Origin of the sequence: Halalkalibacter hemicellulosilyticusJCM 9152, from assembly GCF_000513115.1 — a bacterium.
Lineage (GTDB): Bacteria > Bacillota > Bacilli > Bacillales > Bacillaceae_D > Halalkalibacter > Halalkalibacter hemicellulosilyticus.
Genome location: NZ_BAUU01000009.1, coordinates 1 through 22,503, shown reverse-complemented (window position 1 = coordinate 22,503; position 22,503 = coordinate 1). Strand labels below are relative to the sequence as shown.

Annotated in this window: 20 protein-coding genes and 2 pseudogenes; 6 read left to right on the top strand and 16 right to left on the bottom strand. The window is 38.0% G+C overall.

All coding sequences use genetic code 11. The features are described 5' to 3' along the window. Positions 1-235 precede the first annotated feature (235 nt). Positions 236-532: a hypothetical protein gene (locus JCM9152_RS06700; RefSeq protein ID WP_035342437.1), complete on the top strand. Its 297-nt coding sequence runs from the start codon at positions 236-238 to the stop codon at positions 530-532. 81 nt (positions 533-613) lie between these two features. Here the strand turns inward: JCM9152_RS06700 and JCM9152_RS06695 are convergent, their stop codons facing one another. The 7 genes from JCM9152_RS06695 to JCM9152_RS06665 form a co-directional block, all read right to left on the bottom strand. Further along, positions 614-1,441: an EcsC family protein gene (locus JCM9152_RS06695; protein ID WP_035342434.1), complete on the bottom strand. Its 828-nt coding sequence runs from the start codon at positions 1,439-1,441 to the stop codon at positions 614-616. Positions 1,442-1,448: 7 nt separating this feature from the next. After that, positions 1,449-2,393, bottom strand: a complete 945-nt coding sequence (locus JCM9152_RS06690; RefSeq protein WP_035342431.1) for an HDIG domain-containing metalloprotein — start codon at positions 2,391-2,393, stop codon at positions 1,449-1,451. 123 nt (positions 2,394-2,516) lie between these two features. Next, positions 2,517-3,704, bottom strand: a complete 1,188-nt coding sequence (locus JCM9152_RS06685) for an acetate kinase (RefSeq protein ID WP_035342428.1) — start codon at positions 3,702-3,704, stop codon at positions 2,517-2,519. Positions 3,705-3,932: 228 nt separating this feature from the next. Continuing rightward, the gene (locus JCM9152_RS06680; protein WP_235715647.1) at positions 3,933-4,913 is read right to left on the bottom strand and encodes a class I SAM-dependent methyltransferase; all 981 of its coding nucleotides are present in this window, start codon (positions 4,911-4,913) and stop codon (positions 3,933-3,935) included. Between the two features lie 223 nt (positions 4,914-5,136). After that, entirely contained in the window at positions 5,137-5,637 is a 501-nt protein-coding gene (tpx, locus tag JCM9152_RS06675; protein WP_035342423.1) for a thiol peroxidase, read from the bottom strand. Between the two features lie 341 nt (positions 5,638-5,978). Then, complete coding sequence (ytfJ, locus tag JCM9152_RS06670; RefSeq protein ID WP_035342421.1) at positions 5,979-6,428, bottom strand: GerW family sporulation protein; 450 nt, start codon at positions 6,426-6,428, stop codon at positions 5,979-5,981. Between the two features lie 15 nt (positions 6,429-6,443). Next, the gene (locus JCM9152_RS06665; protein ID WP_035342418.1) at positions 6,444-7,103 is read right to left on the bottom strand and encodes a DUF2953 domain-containing protein; all 660 of its coding nucleotides are present in this window, start codon (positions 7,101-7,103) and stop codon (positions 6,444-6,446) included. A 172-nt stretch (positions 7,104-7,275) separates the two neighbouring features. Between JCM9152_RS06665 and JCM9152_RS06660 the strand changes: the two genes are divergently transcribed. Continuing rightward, a complete protein-coding gene (locus JCM9152_RS06660; protein WP_439644197.1) occupies positions 7,276-8,028 on the top strand; it encodes an NAD kinase in 753 nt (250 codons plus the stop codon). Between the two features lie 192 nt (positions 8,029-8,220). On the opposite strand, the gene JCM9152_RS06655 is transcribed toward JCM9152_RS06660, so the two are convergent. The 5 genes and pseudogenes from JCM9152_RS06655 to ezrA form a co-directional block, all read right to left on the bottom strand. Next, complete coding sequence (locus tag JCM9152_RS06655) at positions 8,221-9,819, bottom strand: amidohydrolase (RefSeq protein ID WP_035342413.1); 1,599 nt, start codon at positions 9,817-9,819, stop codon at positions 8,221-8,223. Between the two features lie 224 nt (positions 9,820-10,043). Continuing rightward, positions 10,044-10,244 (bottom strand): alpha/beta-type small acid-soluble spore protein, encoded by a 201-nt coding sequence (locus JCM9152_RS06650; RefSeq protein WP_035342410.1) that lies wholly within the window; start codon positions 10,242-10,244, stop codon positions 10,044-10,046. Positions 10,245-10,339: 95 nt separating this feature from the next. Continuing rightward, positions 10,340-11,547 (bottom strand): annotated as a pseudogene (gene thiI, locus JCM9152_RS06645) (tRNA uracil 4-sulfurtransferase ThiI). Then, on the bottom strand, positions 11,541-12,680 hold the full coding sequence (locus JCM9152_RS06640; RefSeq protein ID WP_035342407.1) for a cysteine desulfurase family protein: 1,140 nt from the start codon (positions 12,678-12,680) through the stop codon (positions 11,541-11,543). Before JCM9152_RS06640 ends, thiI begins: the two are co-directional and overlap by 7 nt. A 262-nt stretch (positions 12,681-12,942) precedes the next feature. Beyond that, on the bottom strand, positions 12,943-14,628 hold the full coding sequence (gene ezrA, locus JCM9152_RS06635; RefSeq protein WP_035342404.1) for a septation ring formation regulator EzrA: 1,686 nt from the start codon (positions 14,626-14,628) through the stop codon (positions 12,943-12,945). Between the two features lie 187 nt (positions 14,629-14,815). On the opposite strand from ezrA, the gene hisJ reads away from it, so the two are divergent. Continuing rightward, positions 14,816-15,652, top strand: coding sequence for a histidinol-phosphatase HisJ (gene hisJ / locus JCM9152_RS06630; protein ID WP_439644195.1), 837 nt, complete (start codon positions 14,816-14,818; stop codon positions 15,650-15,652). Here hisJ and refZ read toward each other — a convergent pair. Continuing rightward, a complete protein-coding gene (gene refZ / locus JCM9152_RS06625) occupies positions 15,640-16,275 on the bottom strand; it encodes a forespore capture DNA-binding protein RefZ (protein ID WP_035342401.1) in 636 nt (211 codons plus the stop codon). The two genes, hisJ and refZ, sit on opposite strands and share 13 nt — an antisense overlap. Positions 16,276-16,438: 163 nt before the next feature. On the opposite strand from refZ, the pseudogene JCM9152_RS06620 reads away from it, so the two are divergent. After that, positions 16,439-16,929, top strand: a pseudogene (locus tag JCM9152_RS06620) (GAF domain-containing protein). Positions 16,930-17,029: 100 nt separating this feature from the next. On the opposite strand, the gene JCM9152_RS06615 reads toward JCM9152_RS06620, so the two are convergent. Next, positions 17,030-19,099, bottom strand: coding sequence for a diguanylate cyclase domain-containing protein (locus JCM9152_RS06615; protein ID WP_081727929.1), 2,070 nt, complete (start codon positions 19,097-19,099; stop codon positions 17,030-17,032). Then, the gene (locus JCM9152_RS06610) at positions 19,092-19,277 is read right to left on the bottom strand and encodes a hypothetical protein (RefSeq protein ID WP_035342398.1); all 186 of its coding nucleotides are present in this window, start codon (positions 19,275-19,277) and stop codon (positions 19,092-19,094) included. The genes JCM9152_RS06615 and JCM9152_RS06610 overlap by 8 nt, the downstream gene beginning before the upstream one ends. A 476-nt stretch (positions 19,278-19,753) precedes the next feature. Between JCM9152_RS06610 and rpsD the strand changes: the two genes are divergently transcribed. Both rpsD and JCM9152_RS06600 read left to right on the top strand, forming a co-directional pair. Further along, positions 19,754-20,356: a 30S ribosomal protein S4 gene (gene rpsD, locus JCM9152_RS06605; RefSeq protein ID WP_035342396.1), complete on the top strand. Its 603-nt coding sequence runs from the start codon at positions 19,754-19,756 to the stop codon at positions 20,354-20,356. Between the two features lie 427 nt (positions 20,357-20,783). After that, a complete protein-coding gene (locus JCM9152_RS06600) occupies positions 20,784-20,960 on the top strand; it encodes a hypothetical protein (RefSeq protein WP_201768790.1) in 177 nt (58 codons plus the stop codon). Positions 20,961-21,411: 451 nt separating this feature from the next. Here JCM9152_RS06600 and JCM9152_RS06595 read toward each other — a convergent pair whose 3' ends face one another. Further along, positions 21,412-21,882: a DinB family protein gene (locus JCM9152_RS06595; RefSeq protein ID WP_035342392.1), complete on the bottom strand. Its 471-nt coding sequence runs from the start codon at positions 21,880-21,882 to the stop codon at positions 21,412-21,414. Positions 21,883-22,503 lie beyond the last annotated feature (621 nt).

The window sequence follows — 22,503 nt, the reverse complement described above, 5'->3', positions numbered from 1 at the left end:
TCATTCCCCCAGTGAATATTAATACTTAATATATTATTTTTATACATTTCTATTCAAAAAAAGAGTGCTTTTATTTAGCGCACTATTCATGCATAAATCTAACTGCATTTCTTATTAATATTCATTACTTTAACAGGCAACGTTCAATTTGGCAAGTGTTTATTGCATCTTTTTTGAATGATTTTATTTTCAAATATAGCAATCTTCGATATGATCAATGTCGGAGGTGATCTAATTGCATGTGAAATTTATATACGATCTACGGTTAGGAATAAGCGTCCCTCATATCGAACAAGAATGGGATCATTTAGATGAGCAGACGAAAGCAAACACGCTTAACAAATGGGAACAAATACGTGGTGCGATTCCGGATAGAGTCAAGCAAATGGAAAATCAAATTCAATCCGTTCATGCGCAACTTTCAAATGAAGAAGATTTCGAGAAATCCTGCCAACTGAATGAAGAAATGGCTGAACTCGCATCCATTATTAATGATCTCTGGATCTTATTTCGAGTAACGCCTTCCTTATAAGAATCAGATAACGAGGCTAGGGCATCATAATGTCTCCTAGCCTGAATTAATGGACGAGAACGATTAGAATGTTTCCTTTTATTACGTTATACGATCAGAGGCTAGATCTAATAGTCTCCTTTTCAAATAAAAATGTTGTCCAACCTCAATCACTTGTTTCGTTAACGCGTAATTCATTCCTGCTCCAACAACCACCCCGAATAATGGAACAAACTGTACAGTCTTTCTTCGTAAGATTGTAATGAGGAAGCTCTTTGCTAATTGAGGGGTAAATCGCTGTAACCACTCCTCTTGAATGATCGAGTCATCACCCTCATAGAAAATCGCTTGTTGATGAGCGAGACTTTCCTCTAATAGCTTGTCCCATTCTGACTTTTGGTATTTTTTCGGCAATGTCGCCAAATGGTAGAGCTTCAGCATAACCATCTGCTCCATAGGATGGTGACAATCATAACCATATACAAATGCTAGTTGCTGCAATGACCGCAATTGAATGGCCATCAAAGCAGGTAGATCAGCGGCAAGAAAGAATAGACCACCTAAGCCCGTTACACCTCCTTGACCTACCGACAAGAGCCTTTGTTTTGCCATAAGCTGATCAGCTAAATAATTCGCTTGTTCAATTGAAAGTTGCCTTAATGCTTCCGCACTTGAAATGGAAGGGTGAAAGATCCGTGCATGCGTATAGACACGTTTCTTCGTCTCTTCAAATGAACGACTATGTAGCAACCCAGCCTGCAAATGAACGAGGCAATTATCTAATAAAGAAAGCACTTGTCGCTTTCTTTTCTGATTTAATGATTTAAGCCATTTTTCTTGCCACTGATTGTACAAAATTCCAAGGTCAGATTGTTCTCTTTCAAAATAACGCCGTTCCCATTGTTCAAGCTCATCCCAGTGATGTTCCAATGTCCATCTACTCCCTTTCTTTTTTAGTATACACACGTCGTTTAAACAGTGGAGAATAGGTCCACTCTTCGACAGATTGCTCCTTCAACATCGACATGTTATTTAATTGGCAATTTAAATGTTTTAATAAAGAGAAGAAAATAGCTTCTTCTGTTTTAGGAGAAGCTGCACTTCCAAGACCTTGGCTCACTTCACCTAATTGACTTCCCATGCAATGTCTTACATGTGTGATCTCTGGATGATCTAAGTCAAGTCCGGCACTGTAGGCTGCCTGCGTGATCATGTCTAGGCTAACTGAAACATGACCGAAAAATTCCCCTTCCGATGATAGCTCTGGAGCTGTAGCATCTAAAAAGGATTTGGTCTTACCTATATCATGTAACAAACATGTCGTTATGACAACATCTTTATTTAAATTTGGATAAACCGGGAATAAGTGCCATGCACTCCTCGTTATTTCTACTACATGCTCAAGTAAGCCTGCATAATAGGCATGGTGATACATTTTCGCAGCTGGCATCGTTGTAAAACGTTCACGAAATGATTTCTTACCAAAGATTGTTTTAATCATTGTTCTAAGCACATCTGATTGTATTTCTTCCATATACAACCTCAATTCCTGCCACAAGTCCTCTCGATCGACACCATCTCGCGATAATAAGTCCGCAACTTTCACTTGATCTTCTTTCGTCACTAGGCGCATTCGCTGAATGGTTAATTGCTTCTGTCCGCGATACGAACCTACTGTCGCTTCAACCTTAACAACTGCATGTCGTTCAAATTGTTGAGCTTGTTCAGCAGTTACATCCCAAAGAATAGCTTGTATTCGCTGAAGGTTCCGTTCCAATACAAAGGTTGCATAATCACTCCCATTTGCAGCATGCTTCACTTCTCTTTCACGAATATAAAAGAAATGAACAATGACCTCTCCTTCATTCCAATTAGATATCATACTAACTCCCCCTTAAGTATGAATCAGCTTTTCCTTTCTATTGTATGTAAAAGTTTGCAAAGAAAGAAGGGGTTATATGAAGAGTATTCGTTCACTCTTTATATAACCCCTGATCAAAAATAATTACTGTGCTAATCGAACCGTATCGCGAGCAAGCATGACTTCTTCATTTGTTGGAATAATTAACACTTTAACCGGAGAGTGAGGATAATTCACAAATGCTTCCTGACCTCTCACTTGATTTAAAGCTGGGTCCCAATATACTCCCATAAACTCTAATCCCTTTAACACTTGTGCACGAATCACATCACTATTTTCACCAATTCCAGCTGTGAAAATAATTGCATCCACTCCACTCATTCGCGCAGCATACGAACCAATATATTTATGAATACGAGAAGTAAAAACATCTAAAGCTAATTGTGCACGTGCATTTCCTTCTTCCGCCTTATTCACAATATCACGTAAGTCACTAGAAAAACCAGAAACCCCTAACAGACCGCTTCGTTTGTTAAGTGTATCTAACACTTGATTTGCATCTTGATTCGTCTTCCCCATAATGTATGGAATAAGAGCAGGATCAATGTTCCCTGAACGAGTACCCATTGTTACTCCTGCAAGCGGAGTGAAACCCATTGATGTATCGATTGACTTACCACCCTCAATCGCGGCAATACTCGCACCGTTTCCTAAGTGACAAGATAATAAGCGTAGCTGTTCAATTGGTCTCCCTAACAACTCTGCTGCTCTGTTTGAGACGTATTTATGAGAAGTTCCATGGAAACCATATTTGCGAATTCCATACTCTTTATAATATTCATATGGCAAGCTGTAAAGGTAAGAAGATTCAGGCATTGTTTGATGGAACGCCGTATCAAACACAGCAACCGCCGGTACATTGGGTAGTACTTCTTTAAATGCTTTAATTCCGACAATATTGGCAGGATTGTGTAATGGAGCAAGCTCAGACACCTCTTCTATCCCTTGTAAGACTTCATCTGTAATTAAAACAGAATCGTTAAACTTCTCTCCTCCGTGGACGACACGATGCCCGATACCATCAATCTCATCTAATGATTGTATAATTCCAAGTGACGTTAATTTATCTAATAGAATTTTGACCGCTTCAGCGTGATCTGGAATATTTAGTGTATCTGATTTCTTTTCTTCATTTACTTCAATCGTAAATACTCCTTGGTCAAGCCCAATGCGTTCAACTAATCCTTTTGTCACAACTTCCTCTTCTGGCATTGTTAACAGTTGGAATTTTAAAGAAGAACTACCTGCGTTAATTGCTAAGATGTTTGACATTCTTTTAACCCGCTCCTTTGTTAATAGATCATCTTACATTTAAGCACCGAAACAAGCTTATTTCAAGTAAAAGTACCGATTTCTTTCCATATTCAAACAATTCAGAAATGAATACTCTTACAAAGAACAATTCGTAGCGTTTTCATTATTCACTTACATCCAGCTGGAGTGACGTTAGAATTTTTGTCTTTTGAAAATAGCCTAACCTTTTGGAGGTTAGGCTTATTTTTATAAGATTCCCAATTCGTCAGCAAACCATTTATTAATCCTCTGAATCATATCTGCTAACGCTTCTTTCTTTGAAAAAGAAGGTAATTCGGCTAGAAGTGCTTGACTCGGCGATTTAGTGCCGTTTCCTTTCTTTTGAATCACGAAAATACTTTTACCGAATTGTTCCGATGAAAACATCGATTGCGGTAATTGTAGCAACGATAAGATGTGAGCATGTTTTTTTAAATACTCATGTAATGCCTTTGATTGCTCACTTTCAAATATGAAATTCGGCACTAAGAAAAGAAGAAATCCACCGTCTTTCACTTGATTTAAGCCTTGCTCAACCATTAAATGATGGATATAAGAATGTCCTTCTTCCGCTTTTAACTCATAGTGACTGGCAACATCATCTTTAGGATAATAACCTACAGGGAGATCTGTCACAACAAAGTCGACTTTTGGGGTCGATAGTCGTTCAACACTGTCTTGATGATATAGGTTCACTTCATGCTGCTGTAAGTTTGCGCCAATGTACGCTAATTTTAATAACGTCTCATCCACTTCAAAGGCTTGTGCATCCAAAGGGACCTTCGATTGATTCAAGATCGTATACAGTAAATTACCAGACCCTACAGCCAAATCAAGGACCGTAGCCTTCTCCTTATCTCCAAGCAATTTATAAAATAAATAATGGACAAATACACTAACTGCCTCAGGTGTCATGGAATGATGTGGCTGCACCGCACCTTTCATTCCCTTCAATACAGCGAGCTGAAGCGCCTTCCGTACGTCCTCACGTTTATACTCTAATTTATCTACATTATTTAACAGCCGTTTTAACACCGCTTGATCATCATCTGAAATCGGTTGTACAATTTTATGTTGAAATAAATTCTCTCCTGCCTCTGCTAAACCTTCTAAATAAGTGTTCGTACCCTTTTTCTCTAAATAGAGCGCACACTTGTCAAAGTAATCATACAATTGTTCTACTACCATAGCACTCATCCCTACGTCTTTTCATTCTCTTACACACTAATCTATTTTTGGTCACTTTAAACATTGAGAAAGAGGCTGGGCAAAAAGTGGTTTACTAAATGAGAATCCGAACAAATACACATTGTGCAAATTGACCGTTCTCGAAATACCCTTTGCACATTGTTCAAATTCTCAGCTAAACACTTTCGTTATGTCCCAGCCTCTTCTCTGACAATCAATTCTTTTATTTTGCTGCTTTAGCAGCTTCAATTGCCGCCTCATAATCTGGATGATTTGTCGCTTCAGAAACATACTCTGCATACACAACCGTATCAGATGAATCAATAACAAACACCGATCTTGCTAACAATCGAAGCTCTTCGATCGCTACACCATAAGCCTGTCCAAAAGAAAGATCGCGATGATCAGATAACGTTTGTACATTTTCAATTCCTGCTGCTGCACACCAACGTTTTTGCGCAAATGGAAGATCAACACTTACCGTTAATACCTTCACATTATCTAACGAAGCTGCTTCTTCATTAAAACGGCGTGTTTGTTGGTCACATACACCCGTATCAATTGACGGAACGACACTAATCAACCTTACCGATCCTTTTGAATCCGCTAATGTTACTTCAGATAAATCATTTGCGAGCACCTTAAAATCTGGAGCCTTTTCCCCAACCTTTACTTCAGTGCCAAGCAGTGTAACTGGATTATTCTTAAACGTAATTTCTGCCATCATTCATCCTCCTCATTATTTATGTCACATCACTGCTATTGTACATGACCACCCTTAATATGGCAATTAATATGGACATTAACGAAGAAGGTTTTGAATGAGGTCACAGCCAGAAAGCTACCAAAACTTCTCGGAGTCCACTGAAAAGGACAAATTAACTTTTTCAGTACCTTTGATTTGACTAGTAATGGCTGCACTCATTGCTCACTTGATAGAGAAACCCACTCGTATCAAACTTTTCAAATAGGCAACGACTTTACACATTGCGAAAGGGCACTGAAAAAGTTAAAAACCAAACTTTTTCAGTGCCCTTCCTTCTCTTCTCAGAGTAGCTTTTAAACCTACATAGTTGTTTGTGGTGGCGGTGGTGGCGGTGTGTTCCCAGCTATATAAGGATCTCCTTTTTTCTGGTCCGACTGCCCGATCATATCTTGAATTTTATCAACAACTTGCGGTGCAAAATCGAGGAGTTTTTCGTATAAATGAGTATTGCTATCAAGGTGAACCATCTTCACACCTTTGCTATTCACAACAAGGAACGCAATTGGTGTAATGGAAACCCCACCACCACTTCCTCCTCCGAAAGGATGTTTATGTTCTTCATCATGATGATGATCAATGATAAACTCACTACCACCTGCCGCAAAGCCAAATCCAACCTTCGACACAGGCATGATGACACTACCATCCGGAGTTTCAACAGGATCTCCTACGATCGTATTTACGTCTACCATTTCCTTTAAATTTTCCATTGCCGTTTTCATTAAACCTTGAATCGGATGATCTCCCAACGTAATACCTCCCTATTAAATATTTTCCTCAACCGACTTCGCTTGCTGATTAGACGGTTTTCTTCGCCAATGCTTAACTAACATTAGGCCTGCAAGGATAGCTTGCCCGAGACGAAACGAAATCATGCAGGAAAGCTTCGTATGAGAATAAAATATTTGATAACGTGGCTCTACTGTCATTTGAGGAGTATCTTCAAGTCGAGTATAGTGTGAGATAACTCCAACAATAACACTCTTTAAAGACCATACAGCACCAGCTAATTGAGCTGTATGGGCCGCATCTTCGATACCAAGTGCGGAGTGCCATTTCAACTGTTTGACACGAACCTTTTTTAAGAAGCGACGGACGATCGTATGCAAGCCAACAACATGCTGCAAAAAATCACGAAATTTACGTAAATCTTCGATAAGACGTTTAGGTGTCAATACACCTTTTTTCTCCGACTGATTCATTGCAACCTTTTGCTTTTCTTCTACTTCTAAGGATAGTGTCTCCATATTGAATTTAATAACAGGAGCTGAAAATGAATATACTTTCATCCACCATATATAGACAGTTACCTCAAGCTGATCATCATCCATTTCATGATAATAGTGAATGTGAATTTTCAATTTCAATAAAAGCAGCAGTACAAACAGAACGATGCATCCACCAATTATATAAACCCAAACCACTTAGAACCCCCTTCTTTCCTCATGTTTCCATCTAGTTTCACCTTAATTTGACATCGATAAACGTGATACATTGTCATGAACCGTTCCTTGATTTAAACTAGAATCAACGAAACGATGAAGAAAGGACGATTTGATGCAGAAAATTTACCTTTTTTATAAGAAGACCAATGAAATGAATACATACTCTGAGCTTTTTCGATCTAAAGCGAAAGAACTTAATATTCCCATTGTAAATCATCTAGAAGATGCTACCATTATCGCTAGCATCGGAGGAGACAACGCCTTCCTCCAAGCAGCACAAAAGACCAACTTTAGCCCGCAGCATACGTATATCGGGATTACTCCTGATCTAACAACAGGCTTTTATACCGATTTCACGATGAATGATCTCGATCTCGCTTTTCAAATGATGTCAAAGGAACATCAAGCCGTACGAAGCAATCCGATTTTACAAGTTGTTATCAATGACGAAACTCCATTTTATTGCTTAAATGAATGTACGATCCGTTCTAATGTCATTAAAACCTTTGTCTTAGATGTCTATATTGATCAGTTTCATTTTGAAACCTTCCGTGGTGATGGAATGATTATATCAACCCCATCTGGAAGCACAGGATACAGTAAATCTGTTAGAGGAGCCATTATTGACCCAACTTTACCGTCGATTCAAGTAAGTGAAATTGCCTCCCTTAATAACAACCATTACCGGACGTTAGGGACGTCGTTTGTACTTAATGCAGACCGGACACTCACTCTAAAAGTTATCCAAGATGGAAACGACCATCCGATTATTGGTGTTGACAATGAAGCATTGAGCATTCGTCACGCTAAAGAAGTCTCACTCTCACTTGCTGACCATCAGATTCACATTCTTCAGAAAGATAATTATCATTTTTGGCGCAACGTTCAGCAAAATTTTTTCTAAGCTATGGTGTCCTGAGCCGTTACAGGTTGTTAAGCTTTTCTGAAAGTGAGGTTCTTTCAGAAAGTCATGTAACGAGCAAAGCCGGGGAATGAGGATCCGCTTGGCATGAGAATGGCTGTGTAGCGGCTTTTCTCAAATGCCTCGCCTCACAAAAAGGTCTAAAACGAATGAGTATCGTTTTAGACCTTTTTATCATGTAAACTCATAATGATACATCACTGTATTATCAACCACCGTCATCAAAACGGTCGTCGATAAGATTTCATCAGGAGCAATACGAAATAGATCCTGATCTAATACCGTGAAATCAGCGCTGTATCCTTCAGCAATAAAGCCTCGACTATGTTCTTTCCCAATTGCATAAGCACTGCCCTTCGTAAATAATTGAATCGCTTCAAAAGGGGACAACTTTTCATGTGGCAAATAGCCTTCATGCGTTTCATCCTGTTTTCGTCTTGTCACCGCTGCGTGAATACCTAATAAAGGATCAATCGGTTCAATTGGTGCATCAGAGCCACCTGCACACGCTAATCCAGCATTGAGTAATGTTTTCCATGCAAATGAATAAGCCATTCGATCCTGTCCAAGCCTCTCTATAACCCAAGGGAAATCAGAAATGACAAAGCGTGGTTGTATATCTAACGTTACGGGTAATGCTTTCATTCGCTCAACTAATGATTCACTAGCCACTTGCACATGAATAAGTCGATCTCTACCTTGATTAAGTGGATATTGTTCAATCACATCTAATGCCATCTCTAATGCCCCATCGCCTATTGTATGAATCGCAACAGGTTGCGAACATTCTCTAGCTAATTGAACGATCTTTTTTAGTGACTGTTCTGAATGAATCGCAACGCCAGAAGTCGACGGATCATCTGAATATGGCTTCTTTAAGAGAGCGGTGCGTCCACCTAGTGCTCCATCAGCAAATAACTTCACTGCACCTAATTCGATAAAAGGAGTCTGCTCCCCAAACAAATATTGCTTCTGCTTCATTTCATCTAATGCCTCATGATGTACGAGTAAATGCGCGCGGAATTTCTTGCGGTGCCCATCGATCACATTCATAAATTGTGTTAGTGTTCTCTCAAAGCCACCATAATAAGCTAAATCTTCTGTATGTCCTCCAACAAGTCCTTTGCTTAACAAATCGTCTACTGCTAACTCTAGTGCTTGACGAATATAAGCATCACTTACTTCCGGTATGACATCCTTCACAAGCTCAGTAGCTGCATCTAATAGATATCCTGTCGGTTCACCTTTATGATCTCGGACGATCACTCCTCCTTCAGGATCATGCGTTTCTAAATGTATCCCCGCTAATTCCAGCGCTCGACTATTCACTAACGCTGCATGACGACAAATTCTTGTTATATAGAGAGGGTGATTAGGGCAAATCTCATCAAGCTCATCACGATGTAAAATATTACGATCAACAAAATGATTCTCATTCCACCCTTCAGCTAATAGCCATTCTCCCTCTTGTAATGATGTAGCTTTTTCTTTTAACAGCCGCTTCATTTCTTGAGCAGAGGTAACAGCTGATAAATCCAAGCGAACCTTTGTTTCACCATGTCCAATCATATGTAAGTGACTATCAACAAAACCTGGATAAACATAGCCACCATTAACATCTATCACTTCATCCAACTGATCTTTAAATGCACGCTCAAGTTCACGTCTTGAACCTACCGCCACAACGGTCCCGTTTTCTACAAAGACCGCTTCAACCGTTTGGCCTTCTACCTTCATTGTATAGAAAGTACCATTACACCATAGCGTCCCCACCTCAATCACTCCTCCTTTTTTCTCTATATCGTGACAGAATCGATCAAAACTTGCAATTTAGAAGCGTTATTCGAATAAATAATCTTCTCTGAGATAGACAAATCAGCTTTTTGTCTACTCTTTATGAAAATAGATTTTTCAAACTGGCTACAATACGAAAAGAGTCGCCCTCTAAGGAGCAAATTCCTTAAAGCAGCGACTTCTTCCATCCATCATTTATTTAATTACTGTTGACCACCCATTTGTTGTTCTGCCATCTGAACAAGACGCTTAGTGATTTCACCACCTACAGAACCATTGGCACGTGAAGTTGCATCAGGTCCAAGTTGAACGCCAAATTCAGAAGCAATTTCATACTTCATTTGATCTAGTGCTTGTTGTACACCAGGTACGACAAGTTGGTTTGAGCTGTTATTGTTAGCCATGTCTCTCACCTCCTTTGTACTCATAGAATGAGTCGGAAGAAAGAAAAACATGCACAATGATTGTTGGTAATTGTTGAGAGTTACAAAACAATCAATTAAAATAATGAATCAATTGACTTTTGATCTCTCATTTCGCCACTAATAAGTATTTTCTCCGTACGATTAACAGCGTCTGCAACGTAGTGATCCATATGAACATATTGCTCAAATTTATGCGCTTGATCACGTCTAGGTTTTGTTTTAGGATCGTCCGGTAAGAAGATCGTACAACAATCCTCGTACGGCAAAATTGAAATATCATAAGTACCAATTTCTTTTGCGATATCCATCACTTCTAATTTATCCATCGTAATGAGTGGCCGTAATATCGGCAAATTAGTCACTTCGTTGATCGTATGAATACTATGCAACGTTTGACTTGCAACTTGACCTAAGCTCTCTCCTGTAGCGATAGCTAATATTTGTTCGTTATTTGCAATTTGTTCACTAATACGGAGCATCATTCGACGCATAATCGTCATTTGAAAATTACTCGGCACTTCCGCTCTAATATGCTTTTGCACTTCTGTAAAAGGGACAAGATGAATGGTTATTTCACCTCCAAATTTCGTTAACGTCCGAGCTAGGTCCAATACTTTTTGCTTCGCTCTTTCATTCGTATAAGGAGGACTATGAAAATGAATAGCCTCTAGCTTCGCTCCACGCTTCATTGTTAAGTATCCAGCAACCGGACTATCGATGCCACCAGATAGCATCATAAGCACCTTCCACTCGTTCCAACTGGCAATCCACCAGCACCAGAAAATGCACCAGCTGTAATATAAGTTGCTTGTTCCCGGACCTCAACATTAATATTTAAATCAGGGTTATGGACATCTACTGTTAAATCTTCTGTTTGTGATAAAACAAAGCCACCAATTTTATGATTCAACTCCTGAGAGGAGACAGGGAATGATTTATAAGCTCGTCTCGCAGAAATTTTAAACGTCTTTGTTGTTTCTTGATGTTCGTGAAAGACATGAAGTGCTCCTTCTTGTATAGCCTTCACATCATTTTCTACTTTTAACGCTAGACTAAAAGAATGGATACCAAAGATCGTTTTTAATGTTTCAATAATTGGTTCATGCTCCTGGCCATTTAAATGAATAATAATGCGGCCAAACGTCCGTTTCACCTTAACATTTTCAAACTTCCCCATCGCACTGCGAATGTTTTGAACTAATTGTTTCTCAAAAGAGGAACGGTTCTTCCCTCTTAAGGCTAGTTCTCCAAAGCGGACCAAAATATGATTATATATCATGATTGAGCTACCTCCATAAGTTCAGGAATTAACTGTCGAAATTCCATTAAAAATCGATCTAATTCTTCTTTTGTCGTTTCAACAGAAAAGCTTATCCGAATCGCACTTACTGTTCTCTCATGCGCTAAACCCATCGACTGCAACACATGACTAGGTTCACTTTCTTTCGATGAGCATGCCGACTTCGTTGAAACATAAATGTCTTTTTCAGCTAATGCTTGTACGACCACTTCTGGCTTAATACAAGGTAGCGACATATTGATAATATGTGGCGCTCCTTCAAGTGGACTATTTACGATTACACCTTCAATTTTTTTCAATTCTTTAATGACATAACCTTTAAGTGATTCAAGTCGTTTCAATTCACTGCCTCTCTCACCCATAAGTCGTAAAGCCTTGGCTAAAGCTACTGCTCCAGCTACATTTTCCGTTCCCGTTCGAACGTTAAATTCTTGATTTCCTCCATGCTGCAATGGCGAGATGTTCGTTCCTTTTCGCTTGTATAGAAAACCAGTCCCCTTTAGCCCATGAATTTTGTGCGCTGAACCTGTGCAAAGGTCAATATGTGCATCATTTAATGAGAGCGGGACTTTCGACAAGCCTTGAACATGATCAACATGAAACATCGCATTTGGCCAATCCATTAAACGTTTACCAATATCTTCAACAGGTTGAATTGCACCAATTTCATTATTAACATGGTGAACCGAGACGACAACTGTATCCGGACGAACGGCTGCCATGACAGACTCTACTGAAACAAGCCCTCTTGGATCAAGATCAATATATGTAACCTCGAATCCTTCCGCTTCTAGTGATTGACATGTCGCTAAAACAGATGCATGCTCAGCCGAAGTCGTCACGATATGCTTCCCCCGATGCTTTCTTGCCTTTGCTGCGCCTTTAATCGCTAAATTATTTCCTTCAGTTCCACCCGATGTAAAGATGATCTCATTCGATGAAACACCTAAATAAGCAGCTACTCGATTACGAGCTTCATTCAATAACCTTTCAGCTTCTACTCCTAACGTATGAAGGGAGGAAGGATTTCCAAAGAAGCCAAGAGATGCCTTCATATATGTTTCAACTACTGCTGGGTCTGGTCGAGTTGTTGCGCTATTATCTAAATAAATCATGATTTTCACCTCTTGAAACGTGTCGACATTTCACTATGTTAGCATAGGTATAGAAACTTAGACTAGTCTATTGTCTCCTTATTACATTTTAAAAACCCGTACATCTATATTTTTCGTTCTTCTATCCTACCTGTTACAGACGGAGCCAATACCATCCTATTTGATGAACTTCTACGGATTTATTCATACAATTCTAATGCCACAAGAAAAAGATGCCTCACATAAGAGAATTGTGGGCATCTTTCCTGTATCCTTCTTAGTATTAAGCGGAAATATGTTCTTCAACAATTGTGACAACGTTAGGCTCGAACTCTTCAACAGCACGTGCTGCACAATCAAGAGCCTCTTTATACTGAAATTGTCTAAACAATTGCTCAGCTTCCATTAATTGACCTTGAAGATCATCTGAGCGACTTCTAAATCGATTTCCATATTGAATCACTCGTTCACTTAATTGTGCTAAATGTACAAGATCATGCACTTCATTATGTGTCTCATCAATTAATTCATCGGCTTCCGATACGAGTTGATTCACATTCTCTAGTTCAAGCGGAACTTGATCTAATAACGCAAATGATTCACGTAGCTTCTGTTCAGCTACTTCTAACTTCTCAAGGCAAACAGTTGGTAGCCCGGGAATATTACTTCTCTGTACCAATCGTTTCGTATCAAAAAGCATAGCCCTTAAAGAAGTCAATCGTTCTTTAGACTGGTGTTCTTCCTCTCTCATAGAGAACATCGTTTCTTTCTCTTTCATAATTTCGTTCAATGCTTGCTCAATATCCTTTAACCAATTCATAATTAATTCTCTAATAGAAGTAAAGCTTTGCTTTTTGTTTTCAATTAAATCAATAATGACAACAAGCTGGCTCGATAAATCTTCAATTCGTTTTTGCATCTCTTTTTGCTGATTCAGACGTTCAATTGAGATCAGATAGCTTTCTTGAATCGATAAGGTTTCATTCAGAAGAGCCTCTACTTCTTTTTCACCTTTTTCAATGAATGTTTCCAAATCGGCCATCTTATTATAGACGATCGTCTTTGATTCCACTTCATATTCTAGAATTGAATATAGCTCTTCAAGTCTTTTTACTTCTTCCTCTACCGCTTCTTCAACACCATCAAACTCCAAAGCCACAACACGTTCTCTTAATTCCTGTATTCTCTTTTCAATTTCTTCTAATTGCTTAGGAATGGCAAACGACTCCAATTGATAGCCGTCCTTTTGCATATCCTCGATTCCTTTTCTTATTTCTTTAATCTCTCCAGGCAACACGACGTCGACCTGCACAAGAAGCTTAGGAAAATCCTCCATAAGCCACTCCAGCGTTTGCGTTAACTGTGCAGCGTCGGTTAAATACTCTCGTGCCTCTAAATAACTTCCATTTTCAGTTGCTTCTTCAAACGTCATCAACTCATTCTTAATTTCCTGTAATCGTTCATGAAAAAGAGGATAAGCTTCTACCAGTGCTCCTTTCTTTTCAGAAAGATGATGTTCTAACGTTTCATATCTTTGTTGAATCGAAGCTATTTCTGTTCGGTTTTGCTCCTCGCTCTCAATGAGCTTTTGAATATCGGCAAGCATAATCTTTAATTGCTCCTCAATTCCTGATAAGCGACTTTCTGTCATCACTAATAATTGCTTAGCTTTATTGTAACGATTTTTCGCAGCATATTCTTCAATATCGAACAGCTTCTCTTCAATATCAGGTAAGATGACGCCAACAATATCATCCCACTCCATTCGCCACGTTTCAAACTTCTCCTCCGTCTCTCCAGCCATCGTCAGTTTTTTAACTTTACCGATTTCATCTGGAATAGACCGATGCAAAATATCATTTTTCCAACTTTCTAATTTGTCAACCCGTTTATAAACTCGCTTTTTCATATAAGAGCTACCTACAAATAATAAAACCAAAATAATAAGAGCCAAATAAATTAAGTTCATACAAGACTCCTTCCATAACGATCAACGTCTAATTCTAAATTTATTTTAATGATTTCGAAAATATCGTATGTAAATTTAAAAAGGAGCTCGTTAAAGCTCTCCTCATTTTACTTCCATTATGATACCATGAAATTGCTAATTTTGTCCCATAATTTTAGACTCTATCTTTATGAGAGGTGAAAAGATAATGAATATACACGATGGACACGTCCATACCCCCTACTGCCCACACGGAACAAAAGATTCTCTAGCAGCCTATTGTGATGAAGCAATTCGGCTCGGTCGTTCAGGGATAACATTTGCTGAGCATGCCCCATTACCCACCTCCTTCATAGATCCTACTCCTGATCAGGATAGTGCTATGAAGCAATCTGAGCTACACACTTATATAGACGAGATTCAACAATTAAAAAAAGAATACCAAAACCATTTAGCCATTTATTTAGGTTTGGAAGTCGATTTTATTATTGGATTTGAAACAGAGACAAAAGCATTTTTAGAGGAGTATGGTCCTTATTTAGATGACAGCATTTTATCTGTTCATTTTATTCAAATCGGGGATCAATACGTTTGTCTTGATTACAGTCCAGATGCTTTTTCACTAATCTGTGATCAGCTAGGCTCTATTGATGCTGTACATCGTCTTTACTATAAGACTGTGTATGAATCGGTTTCAGCTGAATTAGGTACGTACAAACCACAACGGATTGGACATATGACATTAGTACAAAAATTTCATAAACGCTTCCGAACAAATACTTCGCACCTAAATCAGATTACAGCCATTTTAAATAAGATAAAGGCAAAGGGTTATATGCTTGATTACAATGGGGCTGGAGTTATCAAGCCGCTATGTAAAGAGCCGTACCCATATTCAACTGTGATCCATCAAGCCAAACAAATGAATATTCCACTCGTTTATGGGTCTGATGCACATCAAGTAAAAGAATTAAACAACGGCTATCATTCATTAGAATTTCATGAACATCTATTGACATCAGCAACCTTGAATCAAGGTCGGTAAGCAGAAGAATGAGATTCTGTAGAAGAACATAACCAACGTTTAATGACTCTCTTAATGTGTTCCAAGTAGCGTTCGATAAAGTGTGGTTCACTAGGATTCAATTGATACATTTCTTGGAAGTAATGAGGAGACATATAGGGCATTGTGATAAAAGAACGAATTTGGATCACGATGTACTGCACGGGTTGCTTTTGAAACTCTCCTCTTTTCATTCCTAGCTTCACTAAATTTTCTAATTGATACATCTCCTTTCGCAAATAAGTCGCCATAATTTCACGCACAAAGGTCGAATCATGCGTCAATTCGCGATGTACCATCCTTGCAATGAAAAGATGCTTCGTTTGATAAGCAAGTAATTGTCGAATTAATAAAAAAAGTCGTTCTTCTACCGACTCACATTCTCCTTCTAATGAACGATCGACAATTTCAATATATCCTTCGAAAAATGGTATACTCAATTGTTCAAACAACTCTTTCTTGCCACCAAAATGATAGGAAATCAGTGCCCCATTGACATTTGCCCGAGCAGCTATTTCTCTGACGGTTGTTCCATTAAATCCATTCATATGAAATAACCAAGTAGCTGCCTCTACAATCTTTTCCTTTGCCATCCCTCTTTGCATGATTTTCACCTCAGTGTAACCGTCTTTCAGTAATGTTTCGCTCTTTCTTCGTTGAGTCCTTTATCATCTCTTCGACATCGCCCATTTTTCATTTGACAAATTTCTTGCAACCTTTTCCTGTTCTTGATATACTTCATTTTCGAAAATAATGGAGGTTATGAGCATGTTTCAATCAATGACTTACAATGGCACATTAAGTGAGAGATATAGCCTAGTAACAAATCAATTAAAAGCTTTAATAGAAGATGAACATAATACGATTGCCAATTTAGCAAATGCAAGTTCATTGCTGTATCAATTTCTCCCTGACGTCAACTGGTTGGATTTTATCTTGTTGAGGACAAAGGGCTTGTGTTAGGCCCTTTCCAAGGAATGCCAGCATGTGTACGTATTCCATCCGGTAAAGGAGTCTGTGGAACCTCCCTTGAAAAGAAGAAAACGATACGAGTAAGTAACGTTCATGATTTTCCTGGACACATCGCTTGTGATGCTGCATCACAATCTGAAATCGTCATTCCTCTTTTTATAAACGGGCACATTTTTGCTGTACTTGATATCGATAGTCCCGAGCTAAACCGTTTTACAGAAGAAGAGCAAAATTACCTAGAACAGTTTGTGAACGAGTTAGCAAAAGGGATAGAATGTTCGAACTAGGAAACCATTGAAAAAGGTAAATTCAACCTAAACATTAGAATGAACACGAATAAAGGTATGGCTCGACATCTAGCATCAAGCCATACCTTTACATAATTGACTATTCATTAGTGACAAATTTATTCTTCCCCGTTTCCTTCGCTTCATATAATGATTGATCAGCCCGTTGAAATAGTTGATTTAAATTTGAAGAATCACTAGACTCACCCCAATACGAGATCCCTATTGAAACGGTAACAGATGGGTTCGATTCTTGCTTAATACGAAAGAGTATCTTTTCAGCTAGTTGACGACCGTCTTCTACGTATGTTTCTGGCAAATAGAGGGCAAGCTCCTCTCCTCCCCACCTTGCAGCAATACCTCGATCAATCGTCATATCTTTTAAAATAGTAGCTACTTGAATAATAACCTGATCACCAACCTGATGACCATACGTATCATTAATATGTTTAAAATCATCAATATCAATTAATAGAAAGGTTCCCTTTTGATCCTTCTCCATCGAGCTTTGAATTTGCTCATCTAAATAGTTTCGTGAGTAAAGCTCTGTTAAATGATCGGTTATAACAAGTCGCTCTAACTCTTCATGCAGCATCGAATTCGTCATCGCTAATGTCGAATGTCGAATCATAGATTGTAATAATTTAAAGTGTCCAAACGTAAAATGGTAAGGTTCTTGATGAAGAGCAATGACCATTCCTGTAAGTTTTTGATTATGGATCATCGGTACTGCCAATAACGATTGAAACCCAGGAATTCTCCCAATATCGTATAGCTCTAATTCACCAATATAAATAGGCTCCTTCTCCACTCTCATCTTAGCAAACAATGGTGACAGCTGTGAACTGATCAACTGTTCATGGAATAAGCAGGTACTCCCCTCCAACATACGTACTTCATTGTCGTCTTGAAACAAAATAAAACCCACTTCTTCTGCACCAAATGATTCTATTATTTGACTCGTCATATAATAAACGATGTCAGTAAGACGTCGGTGTTCATTTAACTGATGTGTTGTTTCATTAATGAGTTGTAAATCTTGGATAAGATGACGTGACTGTTGATACAGCTCCGCATTTTCTAACGCATTACCACCTGTATCTGCAAGCATTTGAATAAATTCAACCTCCCCTTTCGGAAGTTGGTAGGTATGTGGAGCTTTAATTTCCATCACTCCATATACACCTTGCTTCCCTCGGAGTGGAACAAATAACGTTAGCTTGTCTTTTCGTTTGACAATTTGGATTTCACCAGTCACATAAGCATGCTCTACTACTTTACTTCCTACTTCATTTCCATAAAGCAGTGGCTTAATGGGTATCCCATCCTTCCCTTTCGACTCTTGAGAAAGCAACAAATAGACGAGATAACCAGGGAATGCCTCGTGTATGGCTTCCACGATCTCATGTAACACGTCTTCACTCATCATCGTGGAATGGAATTTCTTCATAACTTGTAATAAAATTTCACGACGCTTGCTTTCATGCTTTCTTCGTTCATATACATATGATTTTTGTAGTAAAGGTATAAATGACTCAAACCACTGCTTATAATCGTCAAGGCTCGTATTGGTGTTTTCTACTACAACCGGAAAAAAGAATACTAGAATTAACTCTCCATTCAAGTAAACTGGATACATAATATAGGTCTTATCAGATGAAGCGAATAAAGCATCTCCATGAATGAAGCAACATGATTCATAGTTCGTTTGCTGAAGCGCAGCTCCAAATTCGCTCAATTCGATTATCGAAGGGATTGTCACATTAGACGTTAAGGCATACAGGTGATCATCTTGACGTTCATACACTAAAATAGATCGATTACAAGTCCTCTCATAGTAAGACGAAAAAGTATCGACTAATGAATGCAATTCGATGTCAAATTCGGAGTCCTTCAATAGTTCCACAACAGTAAAAGGCGAAAACAGCCTCTTTAGATCTTGATCATTAAACAACATCGCTAACCCTTTTATGAAAGAGCCCATATCTAGGCCGTTTGGGTTGTTCAGTGGTGTGACTATTCCTAAAAAAAGTTGATAACTAAAATGGCTAGTACGTATATTGGGCAACTTAGTCTTATTCATTTGAAAATAATCGTTACACTCGTACAAGCTCTGATATGGGTGAGATTCTACTAAAGACTTCGCCAACCCTAATTCTGTTTCAGACATTTCTCCCACATTTTCTAAAAACAAAAAAAGTTTGGTTCGATTCGGTTAAAAAAAATAATGCAGGCCATTTGACTTCAGTTTGTTCTTGATAAACGGTTGCAATCTCCTTTAACCGATTCTCATATTCCTTCAAAAGATTGTTATCGACAATTACATTCGCCACTTTTTTCATCACCACACAGCCTTCATCCCTTGTAGTAAATTCGACTTATCCGAGTGAACAAAAAACGCCAAAAATTAACTGAAACGACTTACAAAACAACCAAATATTAGAATTGAAACAAATAAACAATCAATGTATAGGACTTTATACATTCCTATTATAAAACAATTATGGTACGAAAACTATCCTATTTCTATATAATTTTTAAATTTTAAAATATTTCAAAAAAAACATTTATCTTGATGACAATCAATGATAAACGTTGACATACGAGTTTAAAATGAATATAATGTACTTTGTGTGAAATAAGACAGCCAGCGTAAGCATGCTTTGTTTTCATTTTGTTCCTCACAGCGGCTGATTCGGTTGAGGTGCATTGCGTAACTTCTAGCTGTCGAAGTGAAGATGCATGAAGACAAAATGAACACTGGATGAGATTACGAATACGGTTGTTATTTTGCAACATCAAAATAACAAGGAGGAGTCACATTATGGCTCGTTATACAGGTCCATCTTGGAAATTATCACGTCGTTTAGGAATCTCTTTAAGCGGCACAGGAAAAGAATTATCAAAGCGTCCGTATGCTCCAGGGCAACACGGTCCAAACCAACGTAAGAAGCTTTCTGAATATGGGTTACAACTTCAAGAAAAGCAAAAGCTTCGTCATATGTATGGAATGAATGAGCGTCAATTCCGTAACACTTTTGATTCTGCTGCTAAAATGGCAGGAATTCACGGTGAGAACTTCATGATTCTTCTTGAGTCTCGCTTAGACAACTTAGTGTACCGTATGGGTCTTGCTCGTACTCGTCGCGCAGCTCGCCAATTGGTGAACCACGGTCACATTACAGTTGATGGAAACCGCGTAGATATCCCATCTTACCGCGTTAAGCCAGGACAAGAAATCGGTGTACGTGAAAAGTCACGCAACCTAAACGTTATCAAAGAATCTCTTGAAGCAACAGATTTCGTTCCAGCTTACGTAACATTTGATGCTGAATCACTACAAGGTTCGTACACTCGTTACCCAGAGCGTTCTGAGCTTCCTGCTGAAATTACAGAAGCTCTTATCGTTGAGTTCTACTCTCGTTAATCTTTTTAGATTGCAGAGTAATGCACAAAAACCCCTTGAAATGTTGTTACATCAACGTTTCAAGGGGTTTTTATTTTTATCTACTTTGCAAAATGATGCAGGATAATGCACTAAATTTGGGACAACTGGGGCCAATTTGAGACCAAATAAATTACTGGCATGGGTGAAGGGATGGGAAGAAAAGAGCAGTACACTATTTGTGTTGTGAGCTGACTGATAAATATAGATGTAGTGGTCCATCTAATATTTGCAATATTAGCAGTTTTACAACTATTCACAAGGGAGAGGGAAATACGTAAACATGTAAGGTGTTTTGATGACAAATAGAAATAATAAATTCAGCGAAGGGAGTTTGATATTATGTCAAACATTAAACTAGTTTAAGATTTAAGAAATTACAATGAAGTTTTAAAGGATTTTGCTGTAGGTGATCCAGTTTTTTTTAACGAAAAATGGGCGAAGTAAATATGCCGTTGTTGAAGAATATGAGAAAAACCAAGCTACGATTAAATTGCTTTCAAAACTTATGGAAGCTGAAGAGGCAATTAAAACTGGGAATGAGTGGCTAACTGAAGAACAAGTTGAGGATGATCTTGGAGTTTAACCAATATGTATAAGTTTAGTATAAACCCTGTTGCTAAACGAGACTTGTATGAAATTAAGGAATATATCACCAAAAAACTTGACTAATTTTGGATGCAGAGGTGAACTCATTCTTCCTATTCTTACCTTGATTGGGACACATACACATACTCTAGGACTTACAAAGTTTTTTTAACGTACATAGGACGTTATTTATATACTAGTATCTATCAACAAATTGGAACTATTGTTAAAGATACTTTTCTCTGTTTATAAAAGCAAAATAGGCCTTATTTGTTGAACGAGAACTGCCATTTATAAAAGAATCATTTGTTACGCAGTCCAACGATACTGTGAATAGACTAAACCCATCTAAGAGACGATTGCATTAACTGTGATTGTCTTTTCGTATTAGACTTAAACTGTACAATAGAATAGGTGCATCACTATTGTGATAGCACCATTGTATAGTTTTAATCCCAGATACGGACCCTTGGAATATCTGCTGTTCTTAAATAATCTAATAGCTGACCAGTATGAACTGATTCGTGATAAGCAACACGTAAAAGCATGTCACCCAACTCTCTTATGTAACCTGATTCTGAGCGATCAATCTTAATGTTTATTAAATCTTCTTCTGAAAATGACTTAATTGTATCCATGAACTGATTTCGATAAGGTTCTGCAAATTCTAATTCAGCATTTACAGATGTTAAAGGAAGATTTTCGAAAGGTGAATCGAAAATGGATAAACTACCTTTATTTTTTATAGCTAGGTGATAATAATGTTCGCTTTCTAGTACGTGCCTAATCATTTCTAAGCAGCTCAATGCTTCACCATCTGGCTTCCAGTGGAGCTTTTCTTCTGGAATAGATGTCCAGACTTTTACGCTTCTTCTTCTAACTTCATTAAAATTTAAAATAATTAAATCAATTGAATTCATATTAATTCCTCCTTTGATTAAATACACTTTCTATTATACACGAATGAACGTTCGTGCCAATTAATTAGGAGGATTCTAAAAAAATTATTGTAGAGTTCAAATATACTCTTCAATAGAAATGATCTTCAACAATGGGGCGATTGCGGAAGACCATAAGCCTAATTCCCCATCAAAAATAAGAAGGATTTAGGTTTTTTCACTTTCCAAAGCCTTGACGTTACCCCATTGGTAAACTGTTTAGTAGCAACTGGTGAAAAAACGGCAGAAGTGGTACATTCTTATGTCTGTAATGATTATTAACATGGTACGGTTCACCGTGGATATTTAAGAAGGCAAAAAATAAGGTATTGGAGTCAAAAAATACCCAATATCTTTAAAGTAAGCTAATTCATATCACTGAATCATTCAAAATAAATAATTGCTACCGAAAACAGAAAAAAGTCTAGTATCTCTATATTTTTATCGAGGCATTAGACAAATTATCTACAACAATCGCGCCCTTTTATGGAGTAACTAACATTTAGACAAAATCATAAAATTACATAATTATTCATACCCACACACCCGTAAAACAACAGATATTTAAATATCCCACAATGTTAATTTCAGAGCATATTTTTT